14 protein-coding genes are annotated in these 13,018 nt (G+C 54.8%); 10 read left to right on the top strand and 4 right to left on the bottom strand.

Going from position 1 to position 13,018, the window contains the following annotated elements; translation table 11 throughout:
• Nucleotides 1-380 precede the first annotated feature (380 nt).
• The 3 genes from ACN0YD_RS01185 (at nucleotide 381) to ACN0YD_RS01175 (ending at nucleotide 3,030) form a co-directional block, all read left to right on the top strand.
• Nucleotides 381-1,130 carry an electron transfer flavoprotein subunit beta/FixA family protein gene (locus ACN0YD_RS01185; RefSeq protein ID WP_417316809.1) on the top strand — a complete coding sequence of 250 codons (750 nt, stop codon included), beginning with the start codon at nucleotides 381-383 and terminating at the stop codon, nucleotides 1,128-1,130.
• Between the two features lie 2 nt (nucleotides 1,131-1,132).
• Nucleotides 1,133-2,065, top strand: a complete 933-nt coding sequence (locus ACN0YD_RS01180; RefSeq protein ID WP_417316808.1) for an electron transfer flavoprotein subunit alpha/FixB family protein — start codon at nucleotides 1,133-1,135, stop codon at nucleotides 2,063-2,065.
• 92 nt (nucleotides 2,066-2,157) lie between these two features.
• Nucleotides 2,158-3,030, top strand: coding sequence for a 3-hydroxybutyryl-CoA dehydrogenase (locus ACN0YD_RS01175; RefSeq protein WP_417316807.1), 873 nt, complete (start codon nucleotides 2,158-2,160; stop codon nucleotides 3,028-3,030).
• Nucleotides 3,031-3,084: 54 nt separating this feature from the next.
• Here ACN0YD_RS01175 and ACN0YD_RS01170 read toward each other — a convergent pair whose 3' ends face one another.
• On the bottom strand, nucleotides 3,085-4,107 hold the full coding sequence (locus tag ACN0YD_RS01170; protein ID WP_417316806.1) for a polysaccharide deacetylase family protein: 1,023 nt from the start codon (nucleotides 4,105-4,107) through the stop codon (nucleotides 3,085-3,087).
• Between the two features lie 338 nt (nucleotides 4,108-4,445).
• Nucleotides 4,446-4,613, bottom strand: coding sequence for a hypothetical protein (locus ACN0YD_RS01165; RefSeq protein WP_417316805.1), 168 nt, complete (start codon nucleotides 4,611-4,613; stop codon nucleotides 4,446-4,448).
• 281 nt (nucleotides 4,614-4,894) lie between these two features.
• On the opposite strand from ACN0YD_RS01165, the gene ACN0YD_RS01160 reads away from it, so the two are divergent.
• Complete coding sequence (locus ACN0YD_RS01160) at nucleotides 4,895-5,401, top strand: YHS domain-containing (seleno)protein (RefSeq protein WP_417316804.1); 507 nt, start codon at nucleotides 4,895-4,897, stop codon at nucleotides 5,399-5,401.
• A 59-nt stretch (nucleotides 5,402-5,460) separates the two neighbouring features.
• On the opposite strand, the gene ACN0YD_RS01155 is transcribed toward ACN0YD_RS01160, so the two are convergent.
• On the bottom strand, nucleotides 5,461-7,515 hold the full coding sequence (locus ACN0YD_RS01155; RefSeq protein WP_417316803.1) for a M13 family metallopeptidase: 2,055 nt from the start codon (nucleotides 7,513-7,515) through the stop codon (nucleotides 5,461-5,463).
• Between the two features lie 39 nt (nucleotides 7,516-7,554).
• Complete coding sequence (phaR, locus tag ACN0YD_RS01150; RefSeq protein ID WP_417316802.1) at nucleotides 7,555-8,163, bottom strand: polyhydroxyalkanoate synthesis repressor PhaR; 609 nt, start codon at nucleotides 8,161-8,163, stop codon at nucleotides 7,555-7,557.
• Between the two features lie 219 nt (nucleotides 8,164-8,382).
• Here phaR and ACN0YD_RS01145 point away from each other — a divergent pair, with 219 nt between their 5' ends.
• The 6 genes from ACN0YD_RS01145 (at nucleotide 8,383) to phbB (ending at nucleotide 13,012) form a co-directional block, all read left to right on the top strand.
• The gene (locus ACN0YD_RS01145) at nucleotides 8,383-8,574 is read left to right on the top strand and encodes a hypothetical protein (RefSeq protein WP_417316801.1); all 192 of its coding nucleotides are present in this window, start codon (nucleotides 8,383-8,385) and stop codon (nucleotides 8,572-8,574) included.
• Nucleotides 8,549-8,839: an energy transducer TonB gene (locus ACN0YD_RS01140; protein WP_417316800.1), complete on the top strand. Its 291-nt coding sequence runs from the start codon at nucleotides 8,549-8,551 to the stop codon at nucleotides 8,837-8,839. The genes ACN0YD_RS01145 and ACN0YD_RS01140 overlap by 26 nt, the downstream gene beginning before the upstream one ends.
• An 83-nt stretch (nucleotides 8,840-8,922) precedes the next feature.
• On the top strand, nucleotides 8,923-9,330 hold the full coding sequence (locus ACN0YD_RS01135) for an ExbD/TolR family protein (protein ID WP_417316799.1): 408 nt from the start codon (nucleotides 8,923-8,925) through the stop codon (nucleotides 9,328-9,330).
• Nucleotides 9,331-9,429: 99 nt separating this feature from the next.
• Nucleotides 9,430-10,680: an alpha/beta fold hydrolase gene (locus ACN0YD_RS01130; RefSeq protein WP_417316798.1), complete on the top strand. Its 1,251-nt coding sequence runs from the start codon at nucleotides 9,430-9,432 to the stop codon at nucleotides 10,678-10,680.
• Between the two features lie 270 nt (nucleotides 10,681-10,950).
• Entirely contained in the window at nucleotides 10,951-12,126 is a 1,176-nt protein-coding gene (locus ACN0YD_RS01125) for an acetyl-CoA C-acetyltransferase (protein WP_417316797.1), read from the top strand.
• A 163-nt stretch (nucleotides 12,127-12,289) separates the two neighbouring features.
• On the top strand, nucleotides 12,290-13,012 hold the full coding sequence (gene phbB, locus ACN0YD_RS01120) for an acetoacetyl-CoA reductase (RefSeq protein WP_417316796.1): 723 nt from the start codon (nucleotides 12,290-12,292) through the stop codon (nucleotides 13,010-13,012).
• Nucleotides 13,013-13,018 lie beyond the last annotated feature (6 nt).

Raw genomic sequence — 13,018 nt, 5'->3', positions numbered from 1 at the left:
CGGAAAATTACATTGGCATCACAGCCGCCAACGCGACTTTATTGCACCCGCTAAGGGAATCAAAAGGGCAGGCAAGCAACCCGTTTCAACTTTTCCATTCCTTCTTTCACCTCACCGCTGGTCAAGGGCCGGCTTTCCATACCAGCCGGTTTAGCTTGCATAAATGGCTGTTTTTCGCCATTATGCAGCAACTTTCAAACGGATGTTTGGCCATCAGGAAAAAGGCTATACTGCCGAGGCAATGAAATGTTGACAGCATATATCGCTTTAGTTACCGTCCGGTAACAATTGCACTGCCAAAAAAACGCATATCATCCATTGCAGAGCGTAATGGATCAGAGTAGTTTCAATTCTGATAAAGCAAACGGAGACCCAGATAAATGAAGATATTGGTCCCGGTAAAACGGGTTATCGACTATAACGTCAAGGTCCGCGTCAAGGCGGACAACACAGGCGTTGAGCTTGCAAACGTCAAAATGTCAATGAATCCTTTTGACGAAATCGCTGTTGAAGAAGCCATTCGCCTGAAAGAGGCCGGTAAGGCAGAAGAAATCATCGCCATTTCCGTTGGCCCGGCCCAGGCGCAGGAAACACTGCGTACCGCACTGGCCATGGGCGCCGACCGCGCCATTCTGGTAAAGACCGACGATACAGTGGAACCCCTGGCAGTCGCCAAGATCCTGAAAGCCGTCGTGGCCGAGGAAAATCCGGGACTTGTCGTTCTCGGCAAGCAGGCCATTGATGATGACTGCAACCAGACCGGTCAGATGCTCGCCGCTCTTCTGGGCTGGCCCCAGGGCACCTTTGCTTCTGAAGTCGACCTTGGCGATGGCAGCGTCAATGTAACCCGCGAGATCGATGGCGGTCTGGAAACAGTGAAGCTCAATCTTCCGGCCGTGGTCACCACCGACCTGCGCCTCAATGAGCCGCGCTATGCCTCCCTGCCCAACATTATGAAAGCCAAGCGCAAGCCGCTGGACGAGAAGACCCCCGCCGATTACGGCGTGGAGACCGCAGCGCGCCTGACAACCCTGAAAGTTGAAGAGCCGCCGAAACGCCAGGCCGGCATCAAGGTTGAAAGTGTGGACGAACTGGTCGCCAAGCTGCGCGACGAAGCGGGAGTACTCTGAACATGACATCACTTGTAATTGCCGATCATGACAATGCCGTCCTCAAGGACAGCACCCTGAACACTGTTACTGCCGCTGCCGCCCTTGGCGGCGACGTCCATGTGCTTGTGGCCGGTTCCGGTTGCGGCGCCGTGGCAGAAGCCGCTGCCAAAGTGGCCGGTGTGGCAAAGGTTCTTGTGGCCGATGCCGCCGATTATGAGCATCCGCTGGCCGAAGTTCTGGCCCCGCTGGTCGTTGGCCTGGCGGATGGCTATGACGCCATCCTGACTGCCGCGACCACCACCGGCAAGAACTTCATGCCCCGTGTAGCCGCCCTTCTGGATGTGGTGCAGATTTCCGACATTATTTCCGTGGAAAGCGCCGATACCTTCCAGCGCCCGATCTACGCTGGAAACGCCATTGCCACCGTGCAGAGCTCTGACCCCAAGAAAATCATCACTGTCCGGACCACGGCCTTTGCCGCAGCGGCAAAAGAAGGTGGTTCGGCAGCTGTGGAAAATATCTCCGCCGCTGAAAACCCGGGCCTTTCCAGCTTCGTCGGACAAGAACTCAGCAAATCCGAACGGCCGGAACTGACCAGCGCCAAAATCATCATTTCCGGTGGTCGCGGCATGGGCAGCGGCGAAAACTTCAAACTTGTGGAAGCCGTGGCTGACAAGCTGGGCGCCGCGGTTGGCGCCTCCCGCGCTGCTGTGGACGCGGGCTTTGTTCCCAACGATTATCAGGTCGGCCAGACCGGCAAGATCGTGGCCCCTGAACTTTATATTGCCGTGGGCATTTCCGGCGCCATCCAGCATCTGGCTGGCATGAAGGATTCCAAGGTCATTGTCGCCATCAATAAGGATGAGGAAGCCCCCATCTTCCAAGTAGCGGACTACGGCCTTGTCGCCGACCTGTTTCAGGCTTTGCCTGAGCTGGAGAAAGCGTTATCATAACAAACCGTATTTTCCCCTTCCCCTTGCGGGAGGGGGAAAACCGAAGTACAGCGTAAAACAACGATAAAATAACAGTAAGAAAGCAACCAGACATGGTTCAAAAAGTAGGCATTATCGGTGCAGGGCAAATGGGCAACGGGATTGCCCATGTCTTTTGTCTGGCCGGGTTCGACGTGCTGATGAGCGACATCAGCAAGGATAACCTGGATAAGGCAATGCAGATTATTGAAAGCAATATCAACCGCCAGGTTGCCAAAGGCAGGGTATCGGAGGAAGACGCCAACGCCGCAATCGCCCGAATCACACCGGTGGTCGGCACCGACAAGATCGGTGACTGCGACCTCGTCATCGAAGCGGCTACGGAAAACGAAGAGATCAAGAAACAGATTTTCCAGGACGTCTGTTCCAAACTGAAGCCGGACGCTCTTCTGGCAACCAACACCTCCTCCATTTCCATCACCCGTCTGGCGTCCACCACGGACCGGCCGGAAAAATTCATCGGCCTGCATTTCATGAATCCGGTGCCGGTGATGAAACTGGTGGAGCTGATCCGCGGGATTGCCACCAGCGAGGAAACCTACAGCACGGCCAAGGAAGTCGTCACCAAGCTCGGCAAGACAACCGCCAGCTCCGAGGATTTCCCGGCCTTTATCGTCAACCGTATTCTGCTGCCCATGATCAACGAGGCCATCTATACCCTCTATGAAGGTGTAGGCTCGGTGGAATCCATCGACAAGGCCATGCGGCTTGGCGCCAACCATCCCATGGGTCCGCTGCAGCTTGCCGACTTCATTGGCCTGGATACCTGCCTCAGCATTATGCAGGTGCTGTTCGAAGGTCTGGCCGACAGCAAATACCGGCCCTGTCCTTTGCTGGTCAAATATGTGGAGGCCGGCTGGCTTGGACAGAAAGTGGGACGCGGCTTTTACGATTACCGGGGCGACGAGCCGGTTCCGACCCGCTAAAATTCAAAAAAGACCAAAAGGAAAAGCGCCCGAACGAGGCGCTTTTTTTATGACTTACTTTCTCAGCCCCCGCAACAATTCCTGAAAGCCGTAGAGTTCAGCCTCGAATTCGATCGGGGAGATATTTTCTCCATCGAGAAAACGTTTCAGTTCAAGAAGCGGAGTGTCCTGATAATTCAGCCCGGCGAAACAGGTGGTGGCGCTTTTGATGCCGAGCTCCTGCAGATAACCAAGATGCTGCGGTTCGTAATAGCCGCTGGGATAGCAGAGATGCTGCGGGTTGCCATTGCCGCCCCTGGTGATTGCCTTACGGTTCTTGGCCAGCTCTTCCTGAAGACTTTCCCGGCTACCGTCGCCCAGAGTGTGACGATGGGTATGAAGCTGAATATCCACGCCGGAAGCCGCCATTTTGCGGCAGGTCTCCAGATCAATCAGGCGAAAGAGTTTCCTGTCTTCAAATTCTTTTTGCCCCAGACGAAAGGCGGAAGCGGCACGCCTGACAAAATCCTGCCGGTCCTGGGACGTGGGGATTGCCTCGCCGATCTCCACCAGTTTTGCGGCCAGATCCTCCCGGCTCATATCCACACCAAGACGCAGGCTTTTGCCGAACTCTGGGCTGAGGGATCTCAGATCCACCGTTTCTTCCCGGCTTTTCCAGCACAGATACTGGAGCGCCAGATTCATCACCTGGGTCTGCTTCTCCGCATAATAGGTGGTCAGATACAGGGTCCAGGGGAAACCGTATTTTTCGAACAGAGGCCAGGCGTGTTCCGCCGCCCCCTGCCAGCCGTCATCCATGGTAATGACCACTGCATTGTCCGGCAGAGTGCCGGCCTTCAGTCTTTCGCAGGCCTCGCCCAGAGGCAGAACCGGAAACCCGCTCTTTTTCAGCATCTGCAAACGTTGCTCGAGGGTTGCGGCTTTCATAAAGAGCTTGGGACGGAAGCCGTCTTCATCGGCCAGGGAAAAGCCGTGATAGCAGAGAATCTGAAGCCCCTGTTTGGTTTTCTTCCGGCTGTAGCGGAAAAGCCCGAGATATTTTGCCAGATAAAGAATAGTCAGTTTGATGCTGCGCATTCCTGCCCCTTGTAACCCCTGTACATCGCGTTGTGTCTGCCCCTGTCATAGCGCCGAGCCGTTAGTGTAAGGTTAAGTCGAATGGAAAAAAACAAGAATAAAAAAATCCAAATGATGTAATACAGCCCTTGCCGAGCAGCCGGCGAGAGACAAGAAAATCATAAAATGTCGGAAAACTTTACAGTTTTCGGGAAAATTTCCCAAATCCAGACAACTGGAAAAGAAGATGTTTCAGAAGGAAATTATGTCAGATATGAGCTTCAGTCGGCCTCTGCCCGACCCGGGGAAGATCTTCCCGGTCAGTGAAAAAAGGCGAGAGCCGAAATAGCCTTGACGCCTTAGCGGGCCTGCCGCTCGTCCCGTATCATCTTGATCTCATTGGCAATTCCCATCCACTGACTATCCCTGCAATAGTCCAGCGCTGCGGAAAGGCCCATGCATTTGATCAGGCGAAGAGCGGTTTCACGGGTATGTGACAACCTGTCGGCTTTAGCTGTTACCATCATTCTCACTCCGGTCTACTGGCCGGAAATCACTCACTGATCCGGCCTACATTCCAAACCTTGCATATACCATGCCAAAAAGAGGGGCCCTTTTTGAGACGGGAATGTGTCCATATTGAGGTAAAGAAGTAAGCGAAGGATTAACCATAAGATAAAAGTTTCATTATTTTGACAATCCGGTGACAGTCGCTGCTTTACCAGGAGACGGCAAAGACAGAATCTGTCGTTGGCAATTCGTGGCGATCACAGTATGGTGCCGACAGTGAATTCCGAATGAGGCCGTCATGAACAATCTGACCAAATATCTGCTTTTCATCTCCGCCATCGTGGTCGCCGTCCTCGGCGGCATGCTGTTTTACTATAGCTCCCAGAGCTATTTCGCCGACAGCCTGATCTATGATGACGACAATGGTGTCGCCATACTCGGCTATGACACAGTGGCCTATTTCACAGAAGACAGGCCGGTCTTTGGCGATCCCCTGTATGAAGTAACCTGGGCCGGGGCCAAATGGCGCTTCGCTTCCGAAGACCACCGGGACGCCTTTGCCAAAGAACCCAACAAATATGCGCCCCAGTACGGCGGCTATGAACCGGTCTTTATCGCCAAGGGCTATTCAAGCCCGACCGATCCGCTGATCTGGACCCTGCGCGACGGGAAGCTGTATCTTCACCATAACGAAAATACCAAGGCCTACTGGCTGGAGAATTTCCAGGAGAAGATATCCCAGGCCGAAGCCAACTGGCCGCGCATCCGCGCCAAGCTGCAGTATATCCAGACCCAGTCGGAATAAGCTCACATTAAAAAAGGCGGCCACAGGGACCGCCTTTTCCTTTTATCATTCCCCGGCGTTTACCAGATTTTCACCCGCTCTTCCGGGCTAAGGTACAGGCCGCCGTCTTCACCCACGTCAAAGGCCTCGTAGAAGGCCTGCACGTTACGAACCACGCCGTTGACCCGGAAACGGGCCGGGCTGTGTGGGTCGGTCTGGATACGGTTGCGCAAGGCCTCGTCCCGGTATTTACCCTGGAAAGCCTGGGCCCAGCCGATGAAGAAACGCTGATCTCCGGTAAAGCCGTCAATAACCGGTGCTTCCTTACCTTCAAGAGACATTTTATAGGCCTTGTAGGCAATGCTGAGGCCACCCAGGTCGCCAATATTCTCGCCCAGGGTAAACTCGCCGTTCACATGCAGCTCCGGCAGGGCCTCGAAACCGTTATACTGAGCCACCAGCTGACCGGTACGTTTTTCAAAGGCCGCCCGGTCGCTATCGGTCCACCAGTTTTTCAACTCGCCATCACCGTTATAGGTGCTGCCCTGATCGTCAAATCCGTGACCGATTTCATGCCCGATCACGCCGCCGATGGCACCGTAATTGACCGCATCGTCGGCCGCCATGTCAAAGAAAGGCGGCTGCAGGATCGCGGCCGGGAAGACAATCTCGTTCATGACGGGATTATAATAGGCGTTGACCGTCTGTGGAGTCATGAACCATTCCCAGTCCTGGATCGGCCCGCCCAGCTTGGCCAGCTGGCGCTCGTGCTCCACAATGCGGGCCCGTTTCACATTGCCGAAATAATCGTCGGCACTGATTTCCAGCTTGGAATAATCCTTCCATTTATCCGGATAACCAATTTTGGGGGTAAATTTATGCAGCTTCTCCAGGGCCTGCTGTTTGGTTTCCTCACCCATCCAGTCCAGCTCCTTGATGCTCACCTCATAGGCCTTGACCAGATTTTCCACCAGTTCGACCATGCGGGCCTTGGCCTCGGGCTTGAAATGATTGTCCACATAGACCTTTCCGACCACTTCGCCAAGAGTGCCGTTAACGGCGGAAACCGCCCGGCGCCACAGGGGCCGCTGTTCCGGCTGACCGCTCAGGACCTTGCCGAAAAAGTCAAAATTGGCCTGGTCAATTTCAGCAGTGAGCCGACTTGCGGTATTATTGATGACACTCCATTTGGCCCAGATCTTCCAGGTTTCAAGGTCCGTCCCCTTGATGATCCCGGCCAGACCTTCCATATAGCTGGGCTGGTTGATAATGACTTCCTCAAGATCGGCAAGACCTGTTTCCGCAAGATAGCCATCCCAGTCAAATCCCGGCACCAGTTCCGCAAGTTTGGCGCGCTCGTATTTATTATAGCGCTTGACCGAATCGCGGTTGTCTTCCTTGAGCCAGTGCTTGTCGGCCAGTGCGGTTTCCAGCGCCATGATTTTTTTGGCCTTGTCCGCGGCACCGTCAATACCGGCCAGGGTCAGCATGCGTTCCACATGGGCCACATATTTTTCCCGAACGTCCACCGACTTCTCGTCATCCTTGAAATAATACTCACGGTCCGGCAGACCGAGCCCGGACTGCCAGGCATAGACCGCATACTGGTCCGCCTGCTTGGCGTCGTTATTGACATAAAGACCAAAGGGCGCATCGAAGCCGACCTTGTCGGCATAGGCAAACCACTGGGCCAGTTCACCATAGGAAGAAATGGCGTCGATTTTGGCAAATTCCGGTTTAAGCGGCTCTATGCCGCGCGCATTCCGGGTTTCCATATCCATATAACTGTTATAGAAGTCGCCGACCTTCTGGGCGTCCGAGCCCGGCGCATTGTCGGCAGCTGCGGATTCCTCGATAATCGCCTTTACATCCTCTTCCGCATTGTCGCGCAGGTAATAGAAGCTGCCGATGCTGGACTTGTCGGACGGAATTTCCGTTGCTTCCAGCCAGGTGCCGTTGACATATTCAAAGAAATCGTCACCGGGCCGAATGTCGGTTTTCATATGTTCCTGATGAACGCCGGAGGTCAGGTCGGCCTGTTCCCCCGCCGTCTCGCTGGCCGGGGAACAACCCCCGGCGATAAGGGCTGACACCAGAAGAAGAGCCAGTCCCGTATATCCCAGATACTTTTTCATTTTTCACCTTGTGTGTTGATGCTTGTTTGCGTCTGCAGACTATTTTTTCTGCAAGTCCTTTAATTGCTGCTGCATGGCAGCAAGCTGTTCCTGAAGTTTGGACAGCTGCTCATCACTCTTGGTACTGTCAGCCGGTTTTTCCTTGTCGCGGGTTTCCGGCTGCGGAATTCCATGGAACGGACTGAACATCTGCATGGCGTTTTCAAAGGCCGCCATATTTTGCCGCGTCAGTTCCTCGAACGGTTTGAAAGATTTGAAGGAAAAAGGCGTTCCGGCAGAAAAATTTTCCTCCACGAACTGGCGGAACCTTTCCTGGTTTTCCGCAAACATGGACATGCTGGATTCCAGATAGTCGGGCACCACCTGCTGCAGGCCGCCCCCATAAAAGCTGATCAACTGTCTGAGGAAGTTAATCGGCAGCAGAGTCTCTCCCTTGCTTTCCTCTTCGAAAATAATCTGGGTCAGCACGCTATGGGTGATATCCTCACCGCTCTTGGCGTCACGGACCACAAATTCCTTCCCCTCACGAACCATCATCGACAGATCGTCCAGCGTCACATAGCTGCTGCTGTCCGTATTATAAAGCCGGCGGTTTGCATATTTTTTGATAACGATCTGCCCGTCTTCCGTTTTGTCTTTTTTCGCCAAATCCTTACCTTCCCATTTAAGATACTTTTACCTCGTGCCAGAACAATCGCAGCCTTGGAGAGGCCGCACGTTATGTTCTGTATGCAATTGCACACTGCGGACATCATGCTGCAAAAATGTTGCAGGGCGCAAGAAAAATGCTGCGCAACAATAACAAAAATGCGGCCAATGGTCCAATAGAGGCTTTTGGCCGGCCCGAACCGGTGCTAGTCTGGTCTCATGTCCAGTGAAAATGAAAAGCCGGAATCAGCCCCGGACACAGACCCAACTGATATCGATAAACTTGCCGAGAAATATCTCGATTTCTGGCAACAGAATCTGACGATCTGGGCAACCGACCCCAAGGCGCTTGAGCGTTGGGTGGAAACCCTGTCCGCCGGCCAAAGTGACAAACCCGAAAAAACAGACTGATTTCTCCCCGGACCTGCCCGGTACCGGATTCGCTGTCCGCCCGGCGGAACTGATTCTTGCCGCCAGTCCCAAATACCCGGTCCGGGCCCTGCAAAGCGGTAAAGAGGGCTATGTGGTGGTTGGCTATAATATCGACAAAAACGGACGGGCCATCACTCCCTATGTGATTGAGTCGTCAAATAAAATTTTCGAGAATACTGCGCTCAGGGCTGTCACAAATTTTAAATATAAACAAAAATTTCTGAATGGCAGGCCAGTCATGTAAAAAGGACAGCAGTTTAAATTCACTTTTGGGTTGGAAAACGAAAACTAATCCAATATAACTATTCCCGAACAAGGGAGTTTTACATGCGTCATAAACACAGAGGAGCAGAAGACGAAACCGACATCGATATGACCCCGATGCTTGATATCGTTTTCATCATGCTGATCTTTTTTATCGTTACGGCATCCTTCCTGAAGGAGACAGGTGTCGAGCTCAGCCGTCCTGACAGCTCTCAGAAGAGCCAGGATACGGAAGCCCAGAGTATCTTTATTGATATCACCGCCCGTGACGAGGTCTGGTACAACAAGCGCCGCATTGACGTGCGCGCCGTCCGTCCCAACGTGGAGCGTGACAAGGCCAAGATGGATACCCCTTCTGTGGTTATCAAGGCGGACCGTGACGCCACCTCCGGCAAGGTAATTGAGGTTGTCGAAGGCGTGCGCCAGGCCGGTGTGGCCAACTATGTGGTCGCAACACCGAAAGCCAACTGACGCCTGACCATTCAAATTTAGTGATTTTGAAGCCCTGCATTTTTGCGGGGCTTTTTATTTTCCTGTTCTGACCGGGCCCCGCCGTTCTATAATGGTGTTATGACGGATGAGTCTCCCACACCCGATAGAAAACGTTCCGGCCCCAGGCCCCTGCCGCTGCATGTGGCCAATGCCACCAGCGAGTGGACCGCAGCGGCGGCAAGCCTGCCTTTGTTTCTGATGGGCGGCCTTCATTGCCACCCCAAACGGCGCGAACTGGCAGAGACCCTCCGCGCCGAACTGGCAGGACAAAATATGATCGCCCTGCAGCAGGCGGTGATGCTGAAAGCCCAAGCGCGGCTGATGAGGATGATGCAGGGAATCGAGGCCTATCAGGCGCACCCCTATCACCGCACTGTCCCGGAACCCCCGGTCGCCCTGCAAAGCGGCAGCACCAGGCTCCTGGACTTTGCACCCGAAGCCTCTACAGAGGCGCCGGTAGTCATCGCCGTGCCTTCGCTGGTCAATCCGTCCTGGATTCTGGATCTGATGGAAGATCACAGTATGATGCGCACCCTGGCGGCAGAGGGGCTGCGGCCCTATCTGGTGGACTGGGATGCGCCGGGCCCGCTGGAAAAGCATTTTGGGCTCGATAACTATATCGCCAACCGCCTGGTCCCCATGATTCGGGAGATCGCCGAACGTCACGAAAAACCGGTGCATCTTCTCGGTTATTGCATGGGCGGTAACCTGTCCATCGCCGCCGCCCATATCCTCAGGGACGAAAAGGTGCTGGAAAGCCTGACGCTCGGCGCCACCCCCTGGGACTTCCATGCACAACGCAATGTTCAGTTGGAGGGATTTCTGGGCATCATGGAAAAATCCCGGGCGCTTTTCCGGGACCTGGGCGTAGTGCCCATGGATGTGATGCAGCTGTTTTTTTTCAGCCTGGATCCCACCCTGTCCGACCGCAAGTTCCGGAAATTTGCCGGTCTTGATCCGCAGGACCCGAAAACGGAAATCTTTGTCGCCGTCGAGGACTGGGCCAACGAGGGAGCGCCGCTAGCGCTTAACCTGGCCTTCGACTGCCTGAACCTGTGGTACCGGGACAATCTTCCCCACAAGGGGGAATGGAAAGTGGAGGGGATTCCGGTTCTGCCGGAGGAGATCACCCTGCCCTGCCATGTCATTACCCCGGAGCGGGACCGGATCGTCCCCCCTGCATCCGCGAAAGATATTCTTTCGCACCTGCCCTCGGCGGTGCACACCACCGCCGCCAGCGGCCATGTCAACATGATCGCCGGATATGGGGCCGATAAAATTTTATGGCCGAAAATAGTTGAATATATAAAATATAATTACAAAAAATAATTAGACAATAAAATAATTGAAAAGATCATCTGTCTATTGTAAGAATTTACACAGATTGATCCAGCGCATGTTTTTTTAGGTGCGCCCGTTGCATGATCATGGTGCGGCGCACTATAATCAGTTTGTTTTATGTAACGAAAAAATAACGGATGAAAACAGGAGCGGTATATTATGCTTACCTGTTTTTAGTGAATGAATAACGAGGAAAATTTGCAGGAGCACCGGTCCGCCGGCCCCGCATCTTCGAACCGACAAAAACAAGGATTTATCATGACAGACATTGCCATAGTTGCCGCCCGCCGCACCCCCGTAGGTTCCTTCAACGGATCGCTGAGCAGCGTCCCGGCCCATTACCTGGGCGAAACCGTGATCCGCGCCCTTCTGGAAGAGACCGGTGTTGCCCCGGCCGATGTGGATGAGGTGATCCTGGGCCAGGTCCTGACAGCGGCCACAGGCATGAACCCGGCCCGGCAGGCCGTTATCAATGCGGGCCTGCCCAAGGAAACCACGGCCTGGGGCATGAACCAGGTCTGCGGTTCCGGCCTTCGCGCCGTTGCACTGGCCAGCCAGGCGATTCGTTGCGGCGATGCCACCATCATGATTGCCGGCGGCCAGGAAAGCATGAGCCAGGCCCCCCATGCGGCCCAGCTGCGCAGCGGCGTCAAAATGGGCCCGGCCAAATTCGAGGACACCATGATCAAGGACGGCCTAACCGATGCCTTTGGAGTCATGCATATGGGTGTGACGGCGGAAAACATCGCCCGGGAATGGCAGATCGGTCGCGAGGAACAGGATAACTTCGCCGTCGCCTCCCAGAACAAGGCCGAGGCCGCCCAGGAAGCCGGCAAATTCAGGGATGAAATCATACCGGTGACCATCAAGGGCCGTAAAGGCGACACCATCGTCGAGGAAGATGAATATATCCGCAAGGGTGTGACCATAGACAGCGTGTCCGGCGTAAGGCCCGCCTTTGACAAGGAAGGGTCCGTCACCGCTGCCAACGCCAGCGGTATTAACGACGGTGCCGCCGCCGTAATGCTGATGAGTGTGGAAGAAGCCGAAAAACGCGGCCTTACTCCCCTGGCTGTTATTAAATCCTGGGCCACCGCCGGCGTGGACCCCAGCATCATGGGCATCGGCCCGGTCCCGGCCAGCCGCAAGGCACTGGAAAAAGCCGGCTGGGACAAGGATGATCTTGACCTGATCGAGGCCAATGAAGCCTTTGCCGTGCAGGCCTGTGCGGTCAACCGGGACATGGGCTGGGATACCGACAAGGTCAATGTGAACGGCGGCGCCATTGCCATCGGCCACCCCATCGGCGCCAGCGGGGCGCGCATCTTCTGTACCCTGCTGCATGAAATGAAACGCCGTGACGCCAAGAAGGGTCTTGCCACCCTGTGCATCGGCGGCGGCATGGGTGTCGCCATATGTGTGGAGCGCCCCTGAACAACACTATTGGGAAGATATTCCGGATGACCCGTTGTCCGGAATATTAAAAAATGGTCCGGTCAAACCGGTTAAAGCCCCCGGTGCCGGACCGTATATAAAAATAAAATAACGGCAGAACAAACTTTGACAGTTATCAGCTAGAGACGGTGAGGAGAAAGACATGTCCAGAATAGCAGTTGTTACCGGTGGCACCCGGGGTATCGGCGCCGCCATATCACAGGCTCTCAAGGAAGCCGGCTATAAAGTTGCAGCCAGTTATGCCGGCAATGATGAGGCGGCCGCCAAATTCAAGGAAGAGAGCGGCATCGCCGTCTATAAATGGGACGTGAGCGATTATGACGCCTGTCAGGCAGGCATGGCGCAGGTGGTCAGCGATCTGGGGCCGGTAGATGTTCTGGTGAACAACGCGGGTATCACCCGGGACGCCACACTCAGCAAAATGGACAAGAGCATGTGGGATTCCGTGATCGAGACGGACCTTTCCTCCAACTTCAATATGACCAAGGCGGTCTGGGACGGCATGAAGGAACGGGGCTTCGGCCGGGTGATCTGCATCAGTTCCATCAATGGCGTCAAGGGTCAGATGGGCCAGACCAACTATTCTGCCGCCAAGGCCGGTGACATCGGCTTTGTCAAGGCGCTGGCCCAGGAAGGCGCCCGCTACGGCATTACCGCCAATGCCATCGCCCCGGGCTATATCGGCACCGACATGGTCCGGGCTGTGCCGGAAAAAGTACTGGAAAAAATCATCGCCCAGATCCCTGTCGGCCGCCTCGGCGAGCCGGAAGAAATCGCCCGGGCCGTAATCTTCCTGGCTGCGGACGAGGCCGGCTTCATCACCGGTTCAACCCTGAACATCAACGGCGGTCAATATATCACTTAACAGACA

This window comes from Emcibacter sp. (genome assembly GCF_048269205.1).
Classification (GTDB): domain Bacteria; phylum Pseudomonadota; class Alphaproteobacteria; order Sphingomonadales; family Emcibacteraceae; genus Emcibacter.
The sequence above is the reverse complement of the archived record's forward strand: the minus strand, read 5'-3'. Positions and strand labels throughout refer to the sequence as shown.